Genomic DNA, 24,754 nt, shown 5'->3' with positions numbered 1-24,754 from the left:
GGAAATCATGCAAGATTCACCGAATGGTCAAAACCCGAATAGTCAAAATGGTTTTCAATCGCCACCGCCGCATCGCCACAAGTTAGGTTTTGTTGGTCAATTGGCTAAACAATTCATTGACTCCAAACTGACACCATTAATTATAATTGTAGCGCTCCTGTTGGGGATTGGCGCAACCTTGATGTTGCCTCGCGAAGAAGAACCACAAATCACCGTGCCGATCGCCGATGTATTTGTGCAAATGCCAGGGGCTTCAGCTAAAGAGGTCGAACAGCGCGTCTCGACACCGATGGAAAAGTTGATTAAGGAAGTGCCAGGGGTAGAATATGTTTACTCCACTTCGCGCCCTGGTTCGTCTTTAGTGATTGTCAGGTTTTTAGTTGGTAGGAAGACGGAAGATGCGATCGTGCAGCTTTATAACAAGCTTTATGCCAATTTTGACAAGATCCCTTCTGGTGCTTCTCAGCCGTTAATTAAATCGCGGGCGATCGATGATGTTCCCATTCTGGCGGTGACACTATCGGGAGATGGTAGCACGGGCACGGAGTTACGACAAATTGCGGCGCAATTAGATGAACAAATTAAGCAAGTTCCTGATGTTTCGGAAACGACGATTATTGGCGGTCAAAAGCGCCAACTGCGCGTAGAACTCGATCCCACACGCTTAAAGGCTTATGGATTAACTCCGCTAGAAATTTCGCAAGCATTTCAATCCCAAAATTCTGAATTAGCTGGCGGTGCTTTGAGTCAAAATAATCAATCCTTTTTGGTGAGAACTCAAAGCTTTATGCGATCGCCTGAAGATGCGAAAGGACTAGTCGTTGCCGTGGCTAATAATCAGCCCGTATATTTGCGGGATGTCGCCACAGTTACCGATGGTGCAGAAGAACCTGCCAGTTATGTATTGTTCGGCTATGGCGATGTCGCGCAAGAACATGGTACTAAAGCTGCCAAAAAAGAAGAGAAACTTACTAAACATACTGGTGAAACTGAGGCTGTAACGATTGCGATCGCTAAACGTGGTGGCGCAAATGCGATTCAAGTATCGCATCGAGTTTTAAATAAATTAGAGGAGATTAAGCATAATTATCTTCCCAAAAATGTCAATTTGACCGTCACCCGCGACTATGGCGAAACCGCCGCCGAACGTTCCAACGAACTGCTATTTCATATGCTAATTGCAGTCGGTTCGGTAACGTTACTGATGTGGTTTGCGATGGGTCGTAAAGAGGCGATGGTGGTTGCGGTGTCAATTCCCGTTACTTTAGCTCTGACCCTCGCCAGTTTTGTCTTTTACGGATTTTCGCTCAATCGGGTCACTTTTTTCGCGCTGATCTTCTCGATTGGGATTCTCGTCGATGATGCGATCGTGGTAGTGGAAAATGTCGGTCGCCATTTGGAACTTCCCGAAAATAAAACCCGTTTAAAATATTCTCCCAATCGTCAGCGCACTTTAAGACAGATTGTCCTCGAAGCCGTTGATGAGGTGGGTAATCCGACGATTTTGGCAACCATAGCTGTAATTGCCGCAATTTTACCGATGGCTTTTGTAGGTGGCTTGATGGGACCTTATATGCGCCCGATTCCCTTGGGTGCTTCCGCAGCGATGATCTTCTCGGCATTAGTAGCCTTCATCGTCGTGCCTTGGACAACGATGCAAGTCTTCACGGGGGGCAGTCATGGCGGACATCAAGAAGGAGAGGAAGATGCTCTCACCAAGCTATATCGGCGCTTGATGTATCCTCTGATCCATTATCCCAAAAGAGGTACGACTTTTCTGATTGCCACCTCACTCGCCCTAGTCGTTATCGTAGTCGGACTAGCTGGATTTAAATTAGTGATCCTGAAAATGCTGCCCTTTGACAACAAAAGCGAATTGCAGGTAGTAGTGAATATGCCTGAAGGTACAACCCTCGAACAAACTGCTAAGGCGACCAGAGAAATGGGGCAGTATCTGGCTTCTGTGCCTGAAGTGCTGAACTATCAGAGTTATGTGGGAACTGCTTCTCCCTATAACTTCAACGGTTTAGTGCGTCACTACTTCTTGCGATCGGGTTCTAATGTTGCCGATATTCAAGTTAACTTCTTGCCAAGGGAAGAACGGAAACGTCAGAGCCATGATATCGCTAAAGCAATTCGTCCTAAACTCAAGGAAATCGGCGATCGCTACAGTGCGCGGATTCAAGTCGCCGAAATCCCTCCAGGTCCCCCAGTGCTGCAAAATTTAGTTACTGAAGTCTATGGACCAGATTATCAAGGACAAATCGATCTTGCCAAACAGATTTATCAGTTGTACAAGTCCACTGATGGCGTAGTCGATGTGGATTGGTATGTGGAAGCGCCGCAGACCGATTATCACTTGGTAATCGATCGCGAAAAAGCAACTTTAAATGGCATTAGTCCCAACCAAATTGCCCAAGTTTTACAAATGGCAGTCTCTGGGCAAAATGTCGGGCTGCTCCATGATGAAAATGCTCGCGAAGATGTGACGATTAATCTCCGCTTTAGTCAATCTAGCCGCACTAGTCTAGACGATCTCAAGGCTCTCAATGTCAAAGGAGCAAATGGGAATCTCGTGACCTTAAGTTCTCTTATGAAAACGGAAACAGCTACCGTCGATACCAGTATTTATCACAAAAATCTTCAGCCCGTAGTCTATGTCTTGGGTGATGTATCGGGTCGGGTGGAGAGTTCAGTTTATGCGATGCTGGCGCTACAACCGCAGATCGATAAATTGACCCCGCCAACAGGTGCAAAAATCAAGACCTATCTCACCGAACAACCACCAACTACGGAAACTTATTCGATGAAATGGGATGGTGAATGGCAAGTCACCTATGAGGTCTTCCGAGATCTGAGTATTGCCTTTGCAGTGGTGATGATCTTAATCTATGCCCTAGTCGTAGGCTGGTTCCAATCCTTCACAACGCCTTTGGCAATTATGACCGCAATTCCTTTTTCGCTAATTGGCATTATGCCCGCTCATTGGCTGATGGGTTCCTTCTTTACGGCAACTTCAATGATTGGCTTCATTGCGGGTGCTGGAATTGTCGTGCGAAATTCGATTATTCTTGTAGATTTTATCGAGTTAAGATTAAAAGAAGGAATGCCCCTCGAAGAAGCAGTGATCGATGCGGGAGCCGTGCGTTTTCGTCCGATGTTACTGACGGCGGCGGCGGTAATTGTTGGCTCGGCAATTATTCTTGCTGACCCGATTTTCCAAGGGTTAGCAATTTCGCTGATGGCTGGTGAAGTCGCTTCTTTGCTACTTTCGCGATCGGCGGTTCCCATTTTATATTACAAACTCTGGCGGAATAAGAAACCACCGATTCTAGAATCTGTTGAAGAAGTTCGAGAAACGGCGATCGCCAGTTTTGAGATCTAAAAAACATTTAAGATATCCCCCTCAATCCCCCTTGTAAAGGGGGAAGAAGAAAATTCCCGTCCCTTTTACACTCACCACAAAAAAACAATGGAACCCATTCGTATCTCCTACTATTCTGATGTTCTCTGTGTTTGGGCTTATATCGCGCAAATCCGCCTTGACGAGCTAGCCGCCAACTTCCCTGACCAAGTTGCGATCGATTATCATTTTGTCTCAATCTTTGGGAATGCCCATGAAAAGTTAGAAACTCGTTGGCGCGATAAGGGTGGTTTACGAGGTTATAGCAATCATGTGCACGAGGTTGCCAAAAAGTTCGATCACATTACTGTTCATCCTGATATTTGGGCGATCGCAACACCATCCTCATCGATGTCCTCGCATTTGTTTCTCCATGCAATTCAACTTCTAGAAATCAAAGGGATCATTCCTAAATCAGAGCGGATCTTTGAAAAGGCAGTCCGTGCTTTTCGAGAAGCATTTTTTACGCAGCTTGCTGATATTAGCGATCGCAAGGTGCAGTTTGCGATCGCTAAAGAACTGGGACTAAAAAGAAAAGTGATCCAAGCCCAAATTGATAGCGGCGAGGCATATGCGTTGCTATCGAAGGATTTTGATTTGGTGAAGGAGCATACGGTAAATGTCAGTCCAACATTAATTTTTAATGAGGGACGACAAAGGTTGAATGGCAACGTCGGTTATCGGGTGATTGATGCGAATATTCGGGAGTTGTTGCACAATCCTGCTGATGAGCAGTCTTGGTGTTAGAAGTTTTGAGCGATCGCCATTTATAGCAATGCAAGTTTTAAGATCAAAATCCAAATAAAGGCGGCACTTTGTGCCGCCTTTATTTGGATTTTGATTTGTCCTAGATATCTCTATATACCAATTCACAAAAGTGTGCTGACACTTCTGTGAATTAAAAAGCAAACCCTGTAAGGGTTTTCAAAGCACAAAGTGGCGTAGCCACTTTGTGCTTTGGTATTATACCAATTCACAGAAGTGTCGGCACACTTTTGTGAATTAAAAACCAAACCCTGTAAGGGTTTTAAGAACACAAAATGGCTATGCCACTTTGTGTTTTGGAATTACATTGATATAGCAATAAAAAATTTTCTTGACTCTCCCTTAAGGGGATACTGTGTAATCACAATCAGAGGTTCATGAGGTCAATGAAATGCTCAAAATCGGAGATTTTTCTAAACTCAGTCAGGTGTCCATCAAGGCTCTGCGCCTCTACGACGAAATGGGATTACTCAAACCAATCTCCGTAGATCGATCTTCAGGATATCGGTTTTACACTGCTAGCCAATTACCTCGGCTCAATCGCATTCTCGCTTTCAAAGATTTGGGATTCTCTTTAGAGCAAATTGCTCAATTACTAAATGAAGAGGTATCTCCAGAACAGATACGCGGAATGTTGCGACTGAAGCAAGCTGATTTGCAACAGCAGATTGAGGAGGAGCAAGGGAGATTGATGAGAGTGGCAGCCCGACTCAAACAAATCGAACAGGAGAACGTTATGTCTGATTATGAAGTTGTAATTAAAAAAATTGAACCAATCACAGTTGCTTCAATTCGCGAAATCTTGCCTAATTATTTTGCGATCGCAAAGCTCTTTCAAGAACTATATCAATATCTAGCTCAGCAAGGGCTTACCAAGTTCGATTATGATGCTGGCATCTGGCATGACAATGGCTACAAGGAAAGCGATGTTGATAGTGAGGCGGTTGTGTCTGTGCCTTCTTCGGTAAAAGGGAACGATCGCATTAAGGTCTATGAGCTTCAGGGATATGATGCGATCGCCTGTGTGGTTCATCATGGCAGCTATAGCACTCTTAATAAGGGTTATCAACACCTGCTAACTTGGATTGAGAATAATGGCTATCGCTGTATCGGTGCAAACCGTGAGTTTTACATTGAAGGTGGAGCAGAACTTGATAATGAGTCTTACATTACCGAGATTCAGTTCCCAGTCGAGAAAGTTTAAGGGCAAAATATTTTGCTAATTGGTAGGGTGGGCAATGCCCACCCTACCTTCTACAGATTCTATTCTTCTTCAATACCAAAAATTTGATTGAAGGTTTTAAGAACTTTGTAACCAGTATCAATCGACTCAAGAGGATCTTTGCGAAGACGGTGACGCAGACATAGACCGATTACTCGTTTAATGTCATCCACTTCCACTTCCTTGCGCCCCTCAAAAGCTGCGATCGCTCTAGCAGCACGATTGCTGACAATATCGCCTCGCAAACCATCAACATTAAGCTCAGAGCAAACTCTGGAGATATTCAAGCGCAGATCTTGAGGGATTTCCACCTCACTGAGAAGAGTTTGTGCTCTCACGATTTTAGCTTGGAGTTCTTCTTGGCGATCTGAGTAGTCTTTAAGAAAGCTATGAGGATTTCCATCAAAATTAGTGCGTTCTTCTACTACGCGCACTCGCAATTCTGGTTCGCGTACAGTACGAATTTCGGCGTACATGCCAAAGCGATCGAGCAATTGGGGACGCAATTCACCTTCTTCAGGATTGCCAGAGCCGACTAATACAAATCGGGCGGGGTGACGAATGGAAATTCCTTCTCGTTCAACAGTATTCCATCCCGAAGCAGCGGAATCTAACAGCACATCAACTAAGTGATCGTCTAGAAGGTTGACTTCATCAATGTAGAGAATGCCGCGATTTGCTTTCGCTAGTAATCCTAATTCAAAGGCTTTCACCCCTTCCGATAAAGCTTTCTCAATATCGATTGTGCCGCAAACACGATCTTCGGTTGCACCAAGGGGCAAGTCCACCATGATTACTTGTTTGGTGGTGACTGGCAGAGTTTCGCCATTGGCAACACGGCGGCGCACTTCTTCGCTTTGCAAGTCTCCGTCGGTGGGATGGCTGCTAAAGGGATCGTCAGCAACAACTTCGATTTCAGGTAAGAGGTCGGCAAGGGCGCGAACGGTGGTGGATTTGCCCGTACCGCGATCGCCCATGACCATCACTCCACCGATTTTAGGATCGATGACGTTGAGCAACAGGGCGAGCTTCATTTCTTCCTGTCCGATCACGGCGGTGAAAGGAAATACAGGTCGTCTTGTCGTTACAGTTGGTTTAATGGGAGTTGCAATCAAGGTTTTCTAAATTTTGTATCGATAAAATTGTCACTCTAGCCAATATACAGCTTTATCATCGCCGATTTTCTGAAAATTTACAGAAAGCCTATGGACTGTCATGGGATTTGTACTGTCCTAAAACCCAAAAGAGAGTTGCGGCGCTTCGCGCCGCAACTCTCTTTTGGGTTTTAACTTTAAGCTACTTATTACTTTTGGCGATCGCCTTTCTTTGCCTGTCGCCTGTTCGTTTTAACGCAAAATTTTCTATACTGTTATACAAACCACGAGGCAAGATCCAGATTAGATAAGCCGCAAAAATCGTTAGTAGCGATCGCATTGGTTCATAAATTAAGATTTTCCAATTGCTTGCTAAGGCGCGATTTACAAGTTGCACTGCCGCTTTGCCATCTTTATTACGAACTGCCCGACGAGAGAGATAGCGTAATTGATAGGCTCTAGCTAAGGATTCCCATTTTGCCATGAAATCAGGAGCATATTCACGAGTTTTCGCGATCACCCTTTCCCAAGAATCCAACTGCTTCATCATGTTTGCCGATAGCCCCCCCGAATTGACTCGATAGAGAGTTAGGGCATCGGGAATTCCTTCAATTTGCCATTTTGTCGTTAGCGCAATCCGAATCCAGCATTCAATATCTTCAGACTGGCGAAAGCGATCGTCAAAATAGAATTTTTCATCATTGCCATAAAAATTAGCGGTGAATTCGATATCTGCAAATACGGCTTTGCGAATTACAGGAACTGAGCCATTACTGATGGGATTGCGACAAAGTACAAGTTCGGGCGTAATATTTTTGGTTTGAGGAATTTGGAAATTACCAAGGGGGCGGCTATCATCATCGATAAATTCGGAACTACAAAAGCTCACGCCAACAATAGGATTTGAGTCTAAATGTAGTACATGCTTTTCTAGCTTTGACGATAGCCAGACATCATCGGAGTCTAAAAATGCTAAATACTCTCCTTGGGCATGACGAATGCCTGTATTTCTCGCTCCCGCCAGTCCTCGATTCTTTTGGTGGATTATGTTGATGCGCTGATCGGTAAAACTTTCGCAGATTTCGATACTTCTATCCTTCGATTCATCATCAATCACAAGCAATTCAAAGTCCGTAAAAGTCTGCGCTAAAACAGAACTAATGGTTTCCGCAATATATTTCTCAACGTTATAAACGGGCATGATTACAGAAACTTTTGGCATAATAAACTCCAAATAATTTACCAAACAATTTAATTTAAGTCTTCGCAGGACTTACGCAATGTCAACGAATTTACTAGGGCTTGAGTAGATTTGGTTAGGGTTTTGCCCTTCCTAAATCTGCTCACCGAGTAAGTCCTACCTTCTATTTGAAAAAACTGAGTAAAAATCGTCCGTAGGTTGCTAATAACGTTAGTAAAGTGCGGTGGGGTTCACGAAAGAAAATCCGCCAGTCGGATGCGATCGCCCGATTAATAAAGTTTAAGCCAACTTTAGGCGGTAAATCTAGGCGAAAAGCACGACGTGCTAAGTAGCGTAAATGGATTGCTCTAGCAAGGGAATAATGTTTTTTTACGAGATCGGGCGCGTATTCTCTTGCTCTATCAATGAGTAAATCCCAACCTGCCTCCATCCGATACAGCGATGCCGAGAGCCCAGAAGGACTTGCCCGATAATATATCAATATCCGATCAAGTCCTTCAATTTGCCAAGGCGCATTATCTTTGCTGTTATGACACATCACGCGAAATAACCATTCAAGATCTTCAGAATAACTCATGTCTTCGGCGAAACCTCCAACTTGAGAGAACACCTCAGTCCTTGCGATCGGATTAGACATCGTGGTGGTAGGATTCTCGTAGAGAAAATCTTCAGGCTTGAGATTGATGAGGCGAGATGTAGAAATTTGCCCCGTTGGTTCACCTTCTAGAGTCATGAATTCAACACGAGCGAAGCTTACAGCTAAGTTAGGATTAGTCTCAAAATGTTCGATATGTGCAGCTAACTTGTCGGAAAACCAAAGATCGTCAGCGTCAAGAAAAGCGATCAAATTTCCCTTTGCTAATTGCACGCCATGATTACGTGTAGCTGATACGCCTTGGTTAGGTTGCGATAAAACTTGGATACGGTGATCGTGTTGAGCATATTCATTCGCGATTGCTAATGTGCGATCCGTCGAGCCATCGTCAACAATCAATAGCTCAAAATCTATAAATGTTTGTTGAAGAACCGACTCAATTGTTTGATCAATAAAGCTTGCCGCATTGTAGGCTGGCATGATTATGGATACTGTAGGAATGTGATCGCTCATTAAGTAACCTCAATTAAATTTGTTCAAATCGAAATCACAATTAAGTACCTGTGCAGAATAGATTATCCAAACCTGTAAGGTTGCGCATCTGCGGGGCACAACCTTACAGGTTTGGGTTTGCAATAAATCATGTCCATCTACTTAAGGCAACTATCCAGTTTTGATTAGTTCTTGCACCCAAAATACTGCTGTGGCGCTGAGAATTGCGATCGCCCATTCAATCCCGTTTAAAGGAACTGTTGACATTAAATCGCCAAACCAAGGGACTTGCACAAAGGCAAGTTGACAAATAGCGATAAAAAATATGCTCAGCATCAGAGGCAGATTACTTAATATACTATGGCGAGCTATCGCACAGGCATGAAAAACCTGACTAAACCCAAGAGTAACAAATGCCATCGATCTCGCCTGAGAAAACATCGAGGCTTGACCTTGATACTTTAGCCAGAAAACTACGGAAATAGCCGTAATTGTGGCAGTGACAGATAGCAAAATGCGAAGGTAATTGCTAGAGCGCAACATGGTTTGAAAACGATACGCTGGTTGAGTTAAAAGGCTCCCATGAGTTGGCTCAAGGATTAAGGGAAAAGCAACTATTGGTGTGGCGATCGCCCCGACCCAGATTATCTGCAATGGTGGCATTGAGAATCCTGCGGCAGTATCCATAAGGGTTAGCACTGCTAAAGTGAAGGAACTAGTGGCAGTGAGCAGGGCTGTACGTTGCAACCGATCAAATGTGGCTCTTCCTTCGAGAATAGCGATCGGCAAATAATGGAAGTCATCTTTCGGCAAAATCAGCCCTGAACTATCTTGCAATTCTTTACGGCAGGTGCGATCGCAGATTCCCACGTCGGCTGCTCTCAGTAGGGGAATATCTTCGATATCATTCCCAATTACGGCAACTGCATTTAAAGATTTTTGGCGAGTTTTTTGCTGGTCGTCTTTCCATTGACGAATTTTCTCTTGAGGAGCATCAAAATAACTATGGGTCTCAATACCAATCACCTCACTAAATGCCACTGCGTCCTCTTCTGAAGCCCTTATTAATCCTTGCCATTCAATACCAGCACGACTCAAATTATCAAAGCTCAGTACCACATCCGACTCGACAATCGGTACAATCGTTGTTACTCTCGCGATCGCATCTAATACAGAAGGAAATCTCGTCCATATTCGCTGTTTAGCAAGATCGCGCATCCCAAATAATTGTACCTGAGTAGCAATACGCAATAAATTTTGGGGATAGGTGCTAACGATCAGGGCGGCAGCAGTCATGGCATTGATTGTAATTCCACGTTGCCAAGCAAAGCCGATCGCGGTAGTCGTCACTAATAGCAACAGTCCGATCCAAACTTGACGTAGTTGACGCAATTCGGAATGGATAACTGAAAATGGCTTGTCTTTGATGAGCGCAGACTGTTCTTGAGTATAACGACTTGTGGCAATCACGATACCCTTCGCGCTTCCTGCGGAAATTTCAGTTCCCGCATAGATCATGTTGCTGCATTCAAGAGGCGGCGTTTTCTCCTCAAAGGTAAGATCAGCTCTCTTAAAACAAATTGCTTCTCCGCCTAAGTTGGTTTGATTTACCTGTAAATCCTCTGATGTCTCTAGTACTCGTAGATCGACATTAGGACGATCGCCTTCTCGCAACACCAACAAATCACCTAACACCAAGTCACGCGATGGTACTTCCATTTCTTCGCGATCGCGAAATACTACTACTGAACTAGAAGGTTCATTTTGGCGACGTTGAGGGCGATCTCGACTAACTTTCTCCTTCGTTTTAATTGACCATACCGAAATACAAATACCGATCGCACTATGCAGTACACCCACAGAAATTAGCACCCATCCTTCAGCTCCATTCCATTGCAAATAGACTGCTGATCCCAATAAAAGATAAGTTAAAGGATTAATTAAAGGCTGTAAAAGGACTTTGCCAATTGGACGCGATCGCGGCAATTTATTGGCTCCCAAATGCCGCAACCTTTGTCGAGCATTCACATAGGACAAACCTTCCACCGAAGACTCTAAAGCCGTCAATACTTGCTCTACATCCATGTAGTGCCAAGGTTTTTGAGTATCCGATAGAAAATCAAATTTGGCCATAGTTTAATTTTGGGACTTAGGAACACAGGTATAGATAGCGCTTGGCAAACATTGAGTTAAGAATGCCCATGACTTTCCCGAATGCAGATGTGATTATTATAAGTAAAGGCGACGCTTTGCATAGCCTTTACTTTCTAGCGATCGCATACAACAGTTATAAGGATGGGCAATTTAATAAATATAGTGTCCTGCCGAAAGCAGGTCGCAATATTTACTAAATTGGATTTGATACAATTCTGTCATGCGTAATAGAGGATCTGAATTATGACTTTAGCTACTGCTAGCCCCTCTAAACTGATGACCATTGAAGAGTATCTCAGTTATGACGATGGTACAGATGATCGCTATGAGCTTGTAAACGGAGAATTAGTCAAAGTGCCTACCGAATCTCCGCTAAATTGTCAAATTGCAAAACTGCTAATGTTTGAATTTGCCAAACATTTTCCAATGGTACTAATTTGCCATAAGGACATTGAGATTATAGTTAGTGGTAGAAGGGCTAAGGTAAGACTGCCTGATTTAGTTGTACTCAGTGAAGATGGTCTTACGGCTATGACTGGTCAGCGCAGTAATACAATTACCCAAGAGATGCCAGCGCCTATTTTGGTTGCTGAAGTAGTTTCCCCTGGGCAAGAAAATCGAGATCGCGACTATCGCTATAAACGCACAGAGTATGCAGCCAGAGGAATTAATGAATATTGGATTATTGATCCAGAAATGCGACAGATAACCATATGTCTATGGGTAGATGGGCAGTATGAGGACAAGATCTATACAGGTGATATGCCAATTTTATCGACAGTAGTAGATGGCTTTGCTCTGACAGTTGAACAAGTTTTAGCATTTGGGCAATAAAAAGCGATGCGATGCGCCGCTTTGGAGTGGCTTGTTTACCCGCCTTTGGCGGGTAAACAAGCGCAAATACTATTTGAGAATATTTTTTAAAGTATTGACGACTCGATCTTGCTGATCTTCGCTGAGTTCTGGAAACATTGGCAAAGATAAAACGCGATCGCAAATATCCTCCGTGACAGGAAAATCACCCTTTTTATAGCCAAGGCTGCTATATACCGATTGCAAATGCAAGGGCAAAGGATAGTAAATCATCGTAATAATATTTTGTTCGCGCAGTTGAGCTTGCACATAATCGCGTTTGCCATCACCGATGCATACTGTGTACTGATTCCAGACACTACCAGAACAATGGTGAGGTGATACAAGATGAGGAATATGTGCCTCCTTCAGAAGATCCGTGTAGCGATCGCTAATTTCGCGTCGTTGAGCATTCCATTTGTCGAGGTAGGGCAATTTCACTTGTAATAAAGCCGCTTGCAACGCATCAAGACGCGAATTCATACCGATATATTCGTGATAATAGCGCTTGGGGCTTCCATGTTCACGCAAAATCCGCAATTTATCAGCAACTTCAGCATTTTTGGTGGTCATCATCCCACCATCGCCACAGCCGCCCAGATTTTTGGTCGGATAAAAGCTAAAACAGCCCACATCGCCAATATTTCCCACCTTCTGCCCATCAAAAATTGCACCTGTCGCCTGAGCGCAGTCTTCGATCACATAGAGATTATGCTTTTGTGCGATCGCCATCAAACCAGTCATATCAGCTGATCGACCAAACAAATGTACGGGCATGATCGCCTTAGTCCGACTAGTGATGGCAGCTTCGATTAGTTGGATATTCATATTGAAGCTATGCGCTTCAATATCGACAAATACTGGTTTTGCCCCCGTCATACTAATCGTTTCCGCACTAGCAAAAAATGTAAATGGCGAAGTAATGACTTCATCGCCCTCCCCAATATCTAAAGCTCTCATTGCTAAATACAGAGCATCAGTACCTGAGTTGCAAGCAATACCATAGTTAGAGTCAGTAGCTGAGCCAATATAATTAGCAAACTTAGCCTCAAACTGACTTACGGTTTGTCCACCAATGTATTGCCCCGATGCTAGTACGTCTAATGCAGCTTTATTGAGGCGATCGCCAATTTGTTGATATTGCAGCGATGCATCAAAGGGAGGAATTTTATTCACGTTGAAACGATTCTAGATTGCCTCAACCATTTTAAACGCGATCGTCATTGCTTGTTATCAAAAAAAACAAAGGGCGCATCGCATCCCTTGTTTTTCAGTAATTTCCGAGTAAATTAGCCGCACAAAGTTTTTAAAAAGCGTTGCAAAGCAACAGTTTTTAAAAACTTTGTGGTTTGGGTTTGAGAGCAAAGCACCGTAATTATAACAATTCAAAAGTGCTACGCCATTTTGTGCTTTGGTATTATTTCTTTTCGTGACGAGCATAGTCGTCTTGAAAGCGAATAATATCATCTTCGCCCAAATACTCGCCGTTCTGCACCTCGATTAAGATCAAAGGGATTATCCCAGGATTTTCTAGTCGATGCGCTGTACATTTAGGTACATAAGTGGATTGGTTGGTACTAATCATTGTTTCTTTATCGCCGCAGGTCACCTTGGCAGTTCCCGAAACCACAATCCAATGTTCGCTGCGGTGGTGGTGCATTTGCAGACTGAGGCGATGTCCTGATTTGACTTCAATGCGCTTGATCTTGTAGCCTCGCCCTTCTTCAAGAGTAGTGAATGATCCCCAAGGACGTTCTACAGTTGGTCCATGAGTATTTAATGATTCTCCACTGATATTTGCAATGCTAGCTAATGCTGAAGGAGCTTCTTTTACTGGTGACATAACTGCAATTTAGAAAGCTGATTGATTCTTAGAATAGCATCAAGCCCAATAATCGCCACTGATCAAATAAATGATCAAATAAATTAAGGTATAAACCCAAAAAGCTTGAGGGGGTAGGAAGTACCACTCACTCTTTTTTGAATTCTTTTGTTAAAGTTATTGAGGGCGCTTTGTGCCCTCAATAACTTTAAATTGGGTTGAGCTCGCTATGGCGGAATTCTTAAGAGTTGGGAATCCAGCTCCAGACTTTGAAGCTGATGCTGTAGTTGATCAGGAATTTACAAAAATTAAGCTTTCTAGCTACCAAAAAAATAAATATGTTGTCCTATTTTTTTATCCGCTCGACTTTACTTTTGTCTGTCCCACTGAAGTGATTGCGTTCAGCGATCGCTACGCCGAATTTGCCAAATTAAACACTGAAGTCATTGGTATTTCTGTGGATAGTCAATACGCACATCTAGCTTGGATTCAAACATCACTTGCTGATGGAGGACTAGGTGGCGATATTAAATGCCCACTTGTTTCTGATCTGACTAAAGCGATCGCCACAGCTTTTAATGTTCTTGATCCCTTATTAGGTATCGCTTTGCGTGGTTTATTTATTATTGACAGAGAAGGTATTGTCCAACATGCCACCATTAATAATCTAGCCTTTGGTAGAAGCATTGACGAGACTCTTCGCACTCTTAAAGCAATTCAACATACCCAGATTCATGAAAATGAAGTTTGTCCTGCAAATTGGCAACAAGGTATGTCAACTATCAAAATATAGCAACGTAAGGTTTGCTTAGGACATAAAACCCTAAAGATGAGTGGCGGCGCAAAGCGCCGCCACTCATCTTTAGGGTTTTGATTTGTCCTCGCTATCTCTTATACCAATTCACAAAAGTGTGACAACACTTCTGTGAATTAAAAACCAAACCCTGTAAGGGCTTTAAAAACACAAAATGGCTGTGCCACTTTGTGTTTTGGTATTACGTTGCTTTATAACCCAAAATGCAAATAGCTTTTAGGCAGGCGATTTGCATTTTGGGTTATATTTTTACCCAGCGACTTAATGCCCATAAAGAATATCTGTCAGCTCTTGCAGCAATGCTTACCACAAAATCAGTTTTCACAATGAGATCTGCCACAGTTTATAAGTAGATGAGCATAATTAATTACAAACCCAAACCCGTAAGGTTTCGCTCCAAAAGGAAGTAACCTTACGGGTTTAGGTAATTTATTCTGCACAAGTACTTATCAACTCTTTGAAGTTTAGTTAATTAGGGTACAAAATGAAACAGACAGATGGGTTAGCCTACTTTCATAATCAAAACTTAACATTAATGACTCATCTCGATGGGGGAGCCAGATAAAGCAATGGCTGAAATAAAAAAAGCTGTTTTAATGATGCACACAGATCAAGCACAAGGTGAATTGTGGCAGACAGCTTTGGCAACTCAGCAATTGGATGTGATTTGGGAAAATATTTCCTTAGATTTAGTTCAGTATCTAGAAAAATGCGATCGCCATGAACTCCCAGATCTGTTAATCATGGATATGGCAATCAAGAGTCCCAGTTCGGAAACTTTGCAATCATCATCGGTTTGTCAATGGCTAACCAAACAGAAGGCTCCTACAAAAGTTGTCTTATTTAATCCTAGACAGGAAAAGATCAAAGATATTGAGCATAGTTGGGCGATTCGTCGTGGGGCATCTGATGTACTCCCACGCTTATCACCCGAAAATTTAATGGCTGAAGTTGCCAGAGTTACAGCCTTAATTGGCTGTTCATTAATTTCGCATCCGTTGGAAAAAATAGCTAGAAGTTTTGGTGCAAGTAGTGGGTCTAGCAAAGTCAGAGAAAGCGAGTTAATAACTACACCAGATATCAATGGGTCTAAAGCAAATTTAAAATCTGAAATCAAAAACAACCCTAAACCCAACCAGAAATCTGATGATGGTGAGGTAGTTATGTATCGTGGGGTAAGGATTAGGCGCTAATTTCAGCAAAACCGATTTTAGTAATTAGAATTGATTCAAGAAAAAAGACGGTGCGTTGCACCGTCTTTTTTCTTGCTATAACTTGAGTGGCGATCGCTATAATTCTCAAAAAATGTCCAACCAGTCCCAACCGCAAGAAGAACAAGCCTTTATATTGTTTGCACAGCATGGCTGGGCGGATACTTTTCACGATATTGCTCAATTAGCCAAATCCCTAGCCTACTCAAACACGATCATTTATACACCAGATTTGGGCTGGCTTAATACATGGCTAGAGATCGCTCCCTTAATAAGTAAGGTCGAAAATATCGTAACCGAGGCGATCGCCAAACATCCAGAGTTACCATGGCGAATTGTCGCGCATTCAATGGGGGCTTTAATCTGGTTAGAAGTTTTAGATCGTCATCCTGAATGGCTACCTAAAATTCATAGCTTTGCTTTAGTTGCCTCTCCTGTCGGTGGTTCTGATTTGGGAAGACTATTCGATCCATTTCGTTGGTTTCCCCTAATGGCTCGTGACTTGGGCAAAAATCGCCGCGCAATTGCCGAAGCGATCGCCTCAAAAATCCCAACGATTACCGTCGTTGGTGATCTTGGCAACAATACCGATGGCACTGTGCCTGTGGGATGTTCACAAGTTGCCAGAGCCACTTTTGTGCGACTAGATGGCATCCGTCATGCTCCTCTCAAAAATCATCCGAGAGTTGCCATCGCTGTGCGTCAGTTTTGGGGAAATCCTGTAATTGCAACGATTCAAACCGATCCCGCCTCACAGTTAATCGAGAAATTGCGATCGCTTGACCTGACCGAAACCGATAATCAAAATTTTGCAAAGGCAAAATTAATCTACACGGGCTCAGATGACACAAAGCTCTGGGTTTGGACAAATGCCTTACAAGTTATGCATGTGTTTGTCAGTGTGGGCGATCGCTGTGTTTATAGTGCTTATACAGGTTGGCAAAACAAAGGTAAATTGGCGATGATGCTAAAAAAAATCAGTCAGCCCGCATATTGGGCTGACTGATTTTTTTATTATTTCATTTCTTCGATTAATTGCAGGATAATGCGACTGTCATCCGCATAAGGAACCTGTTGCAAATAGTTCTCTAAATCGATCCTTGCTTCGGTATGACGATCAAGTTGATAACAAATTAAACCGCGATCGCGCCATTGGGTTGGCACACCAGGATTTAGCATTAGCGATCGCTCAATTGCGGCCAATGCTTTAGTAGGCTCACGGCGGCGCAGATAGATGAGTTTGAGATTATTCAGCAACCGATCTAAGATGCGCCGAATGCTAACGGGTTCGAGATATTCAGGCTGAAGGGGGATGTCATAGCCATATAGTTGTGTCAGCTTCGCTGCGCAATCTTCGGGAAATAAAATTTCGCCTTTATTGTAGGGATCAATGAAAATCTCTAGATCAGGATGACGAGGACGAATAATAAAATGCGCTGGGAAACTAATCCCATCCATCGGAAAACCAAGGCGATCGCTAATCACCATATAAACCAGTGATAGCGATAGGGGAATACCTAATCGTCTTTCTAGCACATCAGTGATAAAGCTATTAAGCGGGTCGTAATAATCGCGATCATTACCGCAAAAACCTTGCTCGACAAACAGGTAGTGATTAATCTCTTTTACCACCTTGAGTGGGTAATGAATCTTGGCTAGCCTTGGTTGTAAATCCTCAACCATATGATCTAAAATCGCCCGATAATGCCCAAGATCCATGCGCGGATATTCTTCCCATGCGATCGCCAAAGCCCCTTCGAGCAGATGGTCAATGGACATGTCATGGTCTGGCATATGGGCAATTTGCCAAAACTTTTGCCGCGCTGGGGAAAGCGTTAACACGATATTCGCCTTTTTACTTTTGCCTTTTTACTCAACTGGTAAAATGATGCACCGCGCAAAGCACGGTACATCGTTACCTTTTTTTAATTTAATGTATACACCTGTCCACTAAACAAAATACGAGTGATCCCCTTTTGGACAAGTTTTGGGCGAGTAATATGAATTAAATCGCTAGGAAATTTAATCACACGCTGATTATGATGAGAAAAACGCCTTGCCACACGATGATTATCAAAAATTGGAATTGTTTTTGACAGTGACTCTTCAGCAGGAATTTCCCCAAGATCCTTAAAATCTTTAAGGGGTCGAGTAATAATCTCAGCAATGCGATCAACGACGATATAGCAAATTAGTGGCAAGTCAGCCCTATCTAGGGGCAGAATCTCAAGGCGATCGCTGGTGTTATGACTTCCTCGAAGATCCTCAAACATCGATAAGCCAGAATCATCAGCATCTTCATCGTCTAGCTCATCTTCATCAAGCTCAAGATTATCCTCATCAACCAAATCGTCTTCGTCTTCTTCGTCTAGCTCATCATCATCGATTTCACCATCCGCCATATCTAGCTTTATATCTATGTCATTCATCGCGATCGCCGTTTCATCACCTTGATCAGTTTCATCATCTTGATCATAAATATAGTTACTGGACTCAGTTGTCAGTGACAAATCGTCAGGAATTAATGCAAGCTGATTTACCTGAAAACCACCGATACCGTAATTTATCCGCGATCCTCTTTTCCCGTCAGCCTTTTTTTGACCTACCAATTGTCGATACTCCTCAGCAGGAATTAGCTCTTGTAGCAGTCGCAGGACTGTACTCGTACTAATGCCAAACTGCTTCGCCAACTGAGTCGTGGTCGCATCAGACTCACGATAGAGGCGAAGTATTTCTTGTTTATCATCCAGCGCAAGTTTAACAGCCATTGATTTGGGATACCCCGAAACCGCATCTACGAACCAATCAATATCTTAACGCTTGAGCGTATGGGTTAGAGTTTTAATAAATAACTATTTGCAAAACTATTGTTGAAGAATGGCTTTCACAAAGAATAATCTCTATGCGAATTAATGAAAAAAGCTCAATCCTAGTGACAGGTGGTACAGGTTCTTTCGGTAAAAAATTTGTTGAACTCATACTAAAAAGGTTTCCGAACATCCATAGACTAGTAATTTATTCACGCGATGAATTAAAACAGTTTGAAATGGCACAGCAGTTTTCTGATCACCAATATCCAGGATTGCGTTATTTTATTGGTGATATTCGCGATGTGCGACGACTAACTCGTGCCTGTGAAGGTATTGATATTGTGGTTCATGCCGCAGCTTTAAAGCAAGTTCCTGCCGCAGAGTACAATCCCATTGAGTTTATTCGTACCAATGTTTTGGGTTCGGAAAATGTTATTGAAGCGGCTTTAGATAGTGGCGTAAAGAGAGTTGTGGCTCTATCTACCGATAAGGCGGCAGCTCCCATTAACTTGTATGGTGCGACAAAACTATGTGCGGATAAGTTATTTGTTGCGGCTAATAACATCAAAGGATCGCGAGATTTGCATTTTAGTGTGGTGCGTTATGGCAATGTCATGGGTTCACGAGGGTCTGTGATTCCTTTTTTCTTACAAAAGCGTCATGAAGGAGTCTTACCAATTACCGATCCGCAAATGACTCGCTTTAATATCACTTTAGAAGAAGGCGTACAAATGGTGCTGTGGGCGATCGAAAATGCTTGGGGAGGTGAAATTTTTGTGCCCCGAATTCCGTCCTATCGAATTACTGATGTTGCTACAGCGATCGCACCACAATGTGAACAGCGCATTGTAGGGATTCGGTCAGGGGAAAAAGTTCATGAAGAAATGATTACGACTTCAGACGCTTTTACTACGGTTGATTGCGGTGAATATTATGCGATCTTGCCAGTTCATGGCGGTCATATAGAGCGGTATCTTGAGATGGGAGCAAAAATGGTAGAGAGTGGCTTTAGCTACAATTCTGGTCAAAATAAATATTTTTTGACTGTTGATGAGTTGCGTATGTTAATTAAGACTTATGTTGATCCGAGTTTTGCGGTATGACAGCTTTTATTCCCTACGGGCGACAGGATATTAATGCTGCCGACATTCAAAGTGTGATTGAGGTTTTACAGTCAGACTGGCTAACTCAAGGTTCGGCTACTGTTCGATTTGAGCAAGCCGTAGCTGAATATTGTGGGGCTAAGTATGCGATCGCAGTTTCTAGTGCTACGGCTGCTCTACATATTGCTTGTTTAGCGCTTGGCTTAGGCGAGCATGATTATCTCTGGACTTCACCAAATACTTTTGTGGCTTCAGCGAATTGTGGATTGTATTGCGGGGCAAAGGTTGATTTTGTTGATATTGACCCAAACACTTATAACTTGAGTATCGATCAATTAGAGCAAAAATTATCTAAGGCGGCTCAGTTAAGATGTTTACCCAAAGTTTTAGTACCCGTACATTTTGCAGGTCAATCCTGTGAGATGGAAAAGATTTTATCTCTATCTCAGCAATATGGATTTAAGGTGATAGAAGATGCTTCCCATGCGATCGGGGGCAGATATCAGAACAAAGCGATCGGCTGTTGTGAGTTTTCCGACCTGACTGTGTTTAGCTTTCATCCAGTGAAGATTATCACTACTGGAGAAGGAGGAATGGTGTTAACTAATCGCGATGATTTGTATGAAAAGTTGATTCGTTTGCGATCGCATGGCATTACGCGCAATCCAGATTTAATGCAAGGTGAAGTTCACGGTGCTTGGTATTATCAGCAATTAGAACTGGGGTTTAATTACCGCATGACAGATATTCAAGCCGCATTAGGGGCAAGTCAGATCCAACGATTGAGTGAGTTTGTAACTAGACGGCGATTTTTAGCCCAACGTTATAATCATTTATTGCAAAATTTACCGCTTACTTTGCCCTACCAAAATATAGATACCGAATCTAGTTGGCATCTATATGTAATTCGTTTAAATCTTGACAAAATCAGCACAACTCATTGTCAAGTATTTGAGCAACTCCGCGAAGCAGGAATTGGAGTAAATCTACATTATATTCCCGTACATACTCATCCCTATTATCAAAATCTAGGTTTTTGTTGGGGTGATTTCCCAAAATCAGAGATGTATTATGAAAGCGCAATTAGTATCCCTTTATATTATGGATTGAAAGAGAAAGAGCAAGATCGGATTGTTGCGAGTCTACAAGGAATTTTGCGCTAATGAAGATCAATATTCGTGAAGAAGACTTCTATCAATCGTCTTATTAGCAACCACTATTCTGAAGCAATAAACTTTTTTAAAATGGTGCTTCGCAACGTTTTTAAAAAGTTTATTGTGGTTGGTTTGACCAAAAATTAATTTAATACCAATTCACAAAAGTGTGACAACACTTCTGTGAATTAAAAACCAAACCCTGTAAGGGTTTTATACCAAAACACAAAGTGGCGCAGCCATTTTGTGTTTTGGTATAAAACCCTTACCCAGTAATGGCAGCGAGAAGCACCGCCATTACTGGGTTTGGGCAATGACAAAAAAACTATCTAATACTATCGGTGTCAGATAGGTCTATTACTTACGAGCGCCCAAGAAATCAAGTTTGCCTAGCTCAACACCGCAATGCCTGAGAATGTCATAGGCAGTTGCCACATGGAAATAGACATTTGGCAAAATGAAGAACAGTAAATAGGCTTGTCCCGCAAAAGTCATTGTTTCTTTACCAATAGGCAAAGTAATTACTTTCTCTTCCGAGCCATCAATCTGTTCGGGAGTGAAAGACTCAATGAATGCAAGTACATTCTTAAGCCGATCGCATAGTTCCGCAAACGTAGTTTCTTTATCTTCTAATGCAGGTGCTTCTGCACCAGCCAACCTTGCTACACCGCGTCTAGCAATATCCGAAGCAATTTGCACTTGACGGCTGAGCGGTAACATATCAGGATACAAACGACTCGCTATGAGTACAGAGGGATCAATTTTTTTTGCTTCAGCATGAGCCGCTCCCTTTTCTAAAATGGCGACTAGATTATTCAGCGATCGCACTAGGGAAGGAACTGCAACCTGATACATAGAAATGGTCATTAATACCTCTCCAGTTTCTTTTAAAATTAATATTTGTAACTTGAGTATCACTATAACCGATTGCGACTTTTTTGAATTCACCTTAAGGCACTACAAAAAACTCTTAGTGCGATCGCTCAAACAAAGCCACCCACAAGCGACGAGAGCCAATTTGGGAGCTGTAAAACAATAGATCGATTAATAGTTTTAAGGCTAAACGTTGGATCTCCTCAGGTTTAGCTTGCTCGTCCTCAGCCATCCGCTCTTGATACAGACTATTAAAGCGATCAAGATAATCACCCAAAATTGGTTCGCGGTGGGGTGCACGCTTTAGAGCCGTACATTTCTCTAACTGAGCAACTGCATTGCGAATCGCAAATTGTTGCTGTGCTGCTAATGTACAACTAATTAAAGTCATAGCCCTTGCTTCATCAACATCTAGCTTTTTGCGCCCTTTGCCCTTGCGTAATGGGCTAGCCTGTCGCAAGCGCCAAAGTGTAATGCGATCGCTTAAAATCTCTTCAAATCCCAACTTTTCGGCAACCGCCAACATCTCATCAGAACCAAGTCCCGTCAATGACTCTAGGGCAAGCAGCACTAAATCCAAATGCGCCTTGATTGCCTGCAACTGAGGCAAATCTGGATTTTCAAAGGATGGCACAGGATTGGAGGTCATGAGTCAGAACTGGATTTAATTTGAGGTAAAGGAGGTAAAGGTAAAGGACGATGTTTACTTCTTGACTTGTCGGCTATAGCTTTAGTTGCATTGTCCATCAAAGTAATATCGCCTAATTTCACGCTTAATTTATCATTTGGTATATCAATTACTTCACCCCGTGAAGCACTCCGCGCTCTTCCTTGAGTTGCCCATGCTTGCATGAAACTAATCTGCTCCCTAGCTGTACTAGCTAAAGGATAAGTTTCTGCGATCGCACCTAAAATATCCTCGGTATTAACATCGCGCTGCTGATGGAAAGCGCGGTACATACCTTCCACAATCGCCTGTTCGATTTCTGCACCACTAAACTCCTTAGAAATTGCGGACATTTGATCAATGTCGAAATTATGTAATTCCGTTGGACGAAACCGTTTCAAATGGAGCAAGAATATTTCTTTGCGTTCCTCATAGGTGGGTAAATTGATAAAGAACAATTCATCAAATCGCCCTTTCCGCAATAATTCAGGTGGCAAAGCATGGATATTATTTGCTGTAGCAACGACAAATACGGGACTAGATTTTTCCTGCATCCATGTTAGTAGCGTTCCCAATACACGCTGACTGGTTCCCGAATCGCCTGTGCTATTAGAGATACCTCCAAAAGCCTTATCGATTTCATCAATCCAGAGAATGCAAGGTGCAAGGGCTTCAGCTAGCTGAATCGTTTGGCGGGTACGGCTTTCAGACTGTCCGACCAAACTACCAAATAAGCGGCCCACATCTAATCGTAATAGTGGCAACCGCCAAAGATTAGCGATCGCCTTCGCACAGAGACTCTTACCTGTGCCTTGAATACCTAGTAGCAAAACGCCGCGAGGATTCGGTAAGCCAAAAGCTCTCGCTTCATCAGAAAAGGCTTGCTGACGCTGCATCAGCCACAGCTTGAAATTATCCAATCCCCCAATACTATCTAGCGTTTCATTTGGCGTAAAAAATTCTAAAAACTCCGTTTGGCGAATCCGTTTTTGCTTCTCAATTAAAACCCGATCAATATCTGATTCATTGAGAAAATGTTTCTGCACAATTGATTTAGATAAAGTATGGCAGATGCGATCGCGGGTCATACCCATACAAGCTTTAATCAATTGTTCAAGGCTGTTCCCTTCCATTCGCAACTGTTCAGGTGGAATCATCTGTTCGATGATATTCCGAATTTCTGTGTTTTCAGGTAATGGGAAATAAAGCACCGCAACCTGTTCTTCGAGTTCCGATGGCATCTCTAGCAAGGGACTCAACAAAATCAAAGTCTTCCGTGAATTGCGAAAATTCCGATAGAGATTGCGAAGTTGGCGGACTAAAATCTCATCTAGTCGTTGCGAGGCTAAGCGTCGATGCAAATCTCGAAACACATAAATAGTAGCTGTTTGTCGATTGCTATTTTCAACAATTTGCAAGGCTTGCAGCAGATTATTTTTGCCTTCTTGATTATGCTCAAAACCACGCACGAGATCGTAATAGAGCATCTGACGGGGTGGCCCACATTCCTGCGCAACTTGGGCGATCGCCTTTTCAGCACGTTCTTCTTCCCATGTCACGATATAAATAATCGGACATTTAGCGCGGATCAGCAGACTAAGTTCTTCTTTGAAATTGAGAGATTTCATGCACAGATGCCTTGGATTTACAAAAACTCGCTGAGCGAGTTTTTATAGCGGGTTTTAATAAATAATTTTAGAAGAAATCGTCATTTGCTACCTGTCGATGTGGTGTTGGTAGCGATTTTAAATGACTGAGAAATTGTAACAGCTCATCATTGGTTAATTGCTGACGTGACTTTTTATCAAAAGTCCTCACCAAATAATCGCGACCCTGTGTTTTTGTCCAACTTAGCCGCTCCATCTCCACATCGATTTTAGAAATTGCATCTGATAGATCAACAGGCTCAGGTGAAATTTGGGGTGCTGAGGACTTGCTTGGTGTAGATATTGTCTCCGTCGGATGCGATAAAGAAGCTAACGCTACATCAGCTTCGGGTAGATGATCATGTCCTCCATATTCAGTGGCATAGTCTATGGCTGATTCAGCTTGAATAGTCTGTGTCGAATGCATTAAGTGTAGAGAATCGTTATGCTCAGCGATTGGACCTGATCCCCCTGCCCCTAGAGCATTAAAGTTAGCGGATGGAAGGGAGTTGATCGATGACTCCCGCGATACCTGCGTTAGCATAGGCGATCGCCCCCCATAATTGCCGTAGTTATTATCAAAACTATTGTCAAATGCAAGTCCTGCGATCGCAAGGGCACGCTTTACTGCCCGATCTTCAGCTATTTCGAGATCACTATCGACAGCCGTAGCAGTGCCCATGATCGCATCTCCTTCAGAGACGATTGCCCTAAAAGCATGAAGCCCATCTATTTTAGGTAGCATCTCTGTCTGGATACGACCTTGCGGATATTGAGATCGAAACTGGGCGAACATAAATAGGTACAAAATCAATTTTTTTTGGCAAATAATCTGCAAAACAGACAATATCTTATAGCAGTTTTCTAGCCAGTATA

22 protein-coding genes are annotated in these 24,754 nt (G+C 42.8%); 10 read left to right on the top strand and 12 right to left on the bottom strand.

Annotated features, from left to right (window positions below; translation table 11 throughout):
• Window positions 1-7 precede the first annotated feature (7 nt).
• The 3 genes from CQ839_RS02670 (at window position 8) to CQ839_RS02660 (ending at window position 5,372) form a co-directional block, all read left to right on the top strand.
• Window positions 8-3,385 (top strand): efflux RND transporter permease subunit, encoded by a 3,378-nt coding sequence (locus CQ839_RS02670; protein WP_103666743.1) that lies wholly within the window; start codon window positions 8-10, stop codon window positions 3,383-3,385.
• An 87-nt stretch (window positions 3,386-3,472) separates the two neighbouring features.
• The gene (locus tag CQ839_RS02665; protein WP_103666742.1) at window positions 3,473-4,150 is read left to right on the top strand and encodes a DsbA family protein; all 678 of its coding nucleotides are present in this window, start codon (window positions 3,473-3,475) and stop codon (window positions 4,148-4,150) included.
• Window positions 4,151-4,559: 409 nt separating this feature from the next.
• Window positions 4,560-5,372 (top strand): MerR family transcriptional regulator, encoded by an 813-nt coding sequence (locus CQ839_RS02660; protein ID WP_103666741.1) that lies wholly within the window; start codon window positions 4,560-4,562, stop codon window positions 5,370-5,372.
• A gap of 59 nt (window positions 5,373-5,431) precedes the next feature.
• Here the strand turns inward: CQ839_RS02660 and bchI are convergent, their stop codons facing one another.
• The 4 genes from bchI to CQ839_RS02640 form a co-directional block, all read right to left on the bottom strand.
• A complete protein-coding gene (bchI, locus tag CQ839_RS02655) occupies window positions 5,432-6,505 on the bottom strand; it encodes a magnesium chelatase ATPase subunit I (RefSeq protein WP_258040605.1) in 1,074 nt (357 codons plus the stop codon).
• 181 nt (window positions 6,506-6,686) lie between these two features.
• Entirely contained in the window at window positions 6,687-7,706 is a 1,020-nt protein-coding gene (locus tag CQ839_RS02650) for a glycosyltransferase family 2 protein (protein WP_103666740.1), read from the bottom strand.
• Window positions 7,707-7,848: 142 nt separating this feature from the next.
• Window positions 7,849-8,793, bottom strand: coding sequence for a glycosyltransferase family A protein (locus CQ839_RS02645; protein ID WP_103666739.1), 945 nt, complete (start codon window positions 8,791-8,793; stop codon window positions 7,849-7,851).
• Between the two features lie 150 nt (window positions 8,794-8,943).
• On the bottom strand, window positions 8,944-10,905 hold the full coding sequence (locus CQ839_RS02640; protein WP_103666738.1) for a cation transporting ATPase C-terminal domain-containing protein: 1,962 nt from the start codon (window positions 10,903-10,905) through the stop codon (window positions 8,944-8,946).
• A 41-nt stretch (window positions 10,906-10,946) separates the two neighbouring features.
• Here CQ839_RS02640 and CQ839_RS24975 point away from each other — a divergent pair, with 41 nt between their 5' ends.
• Window positions 10,947-11,123 carry a hypothetical protein gene (locus tag CQ839_RS24975; RefSeq protein WP_181016067.1) on the top strand — a complete coding sequence of 59 codons (177 nt, stop codon included), beginning with the start codon at window positions 10,947-10,949 and terminating at the stop codon, window positions 11,121-11,123.
• 46 nt (window positions 11,124-11,169) lie between these two features.
• Complete coding sequence (locus CQ839_RS02635; RefSeq protein WP_103666737.1) at window positions 11,170-11,760, top strand: Uma2 family endonuclease; 591 nt, start codon at window positions 11,170-11,172, stop codon at window positions 11,758-11,760.
• A gap of 69 nt (window positions 11,761-11,829) precedes the next feature.
• Here the strand turns inward: CQ839_RS02635 and CQ839_RS02630 are convergent, their stop codons facing one another.
• On the bottom strand, window positions 11,830-12,954 hold the full coding sequence (locus tag CQ839_RS02630; protein ID WP_103666736.1) for a DegT/DnrJ/EryC1/StrS aminotransferase family protein: 1,125 nt from the start codon (window positions 12,952-12,954) through the stop codon (window positions 11,830-11,832).
• A gap of 241 nt (window positions 12,955-13,195) precedes the next feature.
• Window positions 13,196-13,621, bottom strand: coding sequence for a phosphomannose isomerase type II C-terminal cupin domain (locus CQ839_RS02625; protein ID WP_103666735.1), 426 nt, complete (start codon window positions 13,619-13,621; stop codon window positions 13,196-13,198).
• A gap of 208 nt (window positions 13,622-13,829) precedes the next feature.
• Here CQ839_RS02625 and CQ839_RS02620 point away from each other — a divergent pair, with 208 nt between their 5' ends.
• The 3 genes from CQ839_RS02620 (at window position 13,830) to CQ839_RS02610 (ending at window position 16,631) form a co-directional block, all read left to right on the top strand.
• Window positions 13,830-14,393: a peroxiredoxin gene (locus CQ839_RS02620; RefSeq protein WP_103666734.1), complete on the top strand. Its 564-nt coding sequence runs from the start codon at window positions 13,830-13,832 to the stop codon at window positions 14,391-14,393.
• A 590-nt stretch (window positions 14,394-14,983) separates the two neighbouring features.
• Window positions 14,984-15,607: a response regulator gene (locus CQ839_RS02615; protein ID WP_103666733.1), complete on the top strand. Its 624-nt coding sequence runs from the start codon at window positions 14,984-14,986 to the stop codon at window positions 15,605-15,607.
• A gap of 112 nt (window positions 15,608-15,719) precedes the next feature.
• Window positions 15,720-16,631: an alpha/beta fold hydrolase gene (locus CQ839_RS02610; RefSeq protein WP_103666959.1), complete on the top strand. Its 912-nt coding sequence runs from the start codon at window positions 15,720-15,722 to the stop codon at window positions 16,629-16,631.
• 8 nt (window positions 16,632-16,639) lie between these two features.
• Here the strand turns inward: CQ839_RS02610 and CQ839_RS02605 are convergent, their stop codons facing one another.
• A complete protein-coding gene (locus tag CQ839_RS02605; protein WP_258040604.1) occupies window positions 16,640-17,467 on the bottom strand; it encodes a SirB1 family protein in 828 nt (275 codons plus the stop codon).
• Between the two features lie 83 nt (window positions 17,468-17,550).
• Window positions 17,551-18,393, bottom strand: coding sequence for a helix-turn-helix domain-containing protein (locus CQ839_RS24970; RefSeq protein WP_181016066.1), 843 nt, complete (start codon window positions 18,391-18,393; stop codon window positions 17,551-17,553).
• 134 nt (window positions 18,394-18,527) lie between these two features.
• Between CQ839_RS24970 and pseB the strand changes: the two genes are divergently transcribed.
• Both pseB and pseC read left to right on the top strand, forming a co-directional pair.
• Complete coding sequence (pseB, locus tag CQ839_RS02595; protein WP_103666732.1) at window positions 18,528-19,538, top strand: UDP-N-acetylglucosamine 4,6-dehydratase (inverting); 1,011 nt, start codon at window positions 18,528-18,530, stop codon at window positions 19,536-19,538.
• On the top strand, window positions 19,535-20,701 hold the full coding sequence (gene pseC / locus CQ839_RS02590) for a UDP-4-amino-4,6-dideoxy-N-acetyl-beta-L-altrosamine transaminase (protein WP_103666731.1): 1,167 nt from the start codon (window positions 19,535-19,537) through the stop codon (window positions 20,699-20,701). The genes pseB and pseC overlap by 4 nt, the downstream gene beginning before the upstream one ends.
• Window positions 20,702-21,049: 348 nt before the next feature.
• Here the strand turns inward: pseC and CQ839_RS02585 are convergent, their stop codons facing one another.
• The 4 genes from CQ839_RS02585 to CQ839_RS02570 form a co-directional block, all read right to left on the bottom strand.
• Window positions 21,050-21,559 carry a DUF1993 family protein gene (locus CQ839_RS02585; RefSeq protein ID WP_103666957.1) on the bottom strand — a complete coding sequence of 170 codons (510 nt, stop codon included), beginning with the start codon at window positions 21,557-21,559 and terminating at the stop codon, window positions 21,050-21,052.
• 103 nt (window positions 21,560-21,662) lie between these two features.
• Complete coding sequence (locus CQ839_RS02580; protein WP_103666730.1) at window positions 21,663-22,214, bottom strand: DUF3038 domain-containing protein; 552 nt, start codon at window positions 22,212-22,214, stop codon at window positions 21,663-21,665.
• Window positions 22,211-23,860 carry an AAA family ATPase gene (locus tag CQ839_RS02575; RefSeq protein ID WP_103666729.1) on the bottom strand — a complete coding sequence of 550 codons (1,650 nt, stop codon included), beginning with the start codon at window positions 23,858-23,860 and terminating at the stop codon, window positions 22,211-22,213. The genes CQ839_RS02580 and CQ839_RS02575 overlap by 4 nt, the downstream gene beginning before the upstream one ends.
• A gap of 67 nt (window positions 23,861-23,927) precedes the next feature.
• Window positions 23,928-24,674, bottom strand: coding sequence for a hypothetical protein (locus tag CQ839_RS02570; protein ID WP_103666728.1), 747 nt, complete (start codon window positions 24,672-24,674; stop codon window positions 23,928-23,930).
• Between the last annotated feature and the right edge of the window lie 80 nt (window positions 24,675-24,754).

Origin of the sequence: Pseudanabaena sp. BC1403 (assembly GCF_002914585.1) — a bacterium.
Lineage (GTDB): Bacteria > Cyanobacteriota > Cyanobacteriia > Pseudanabaenales > Pseudanabaenaceae > Pseudanabaena.
Note: the sequence above shows the minus strand (reverse complement) of the source record. Positions and strands in the feature narration are given on the sequence as shown.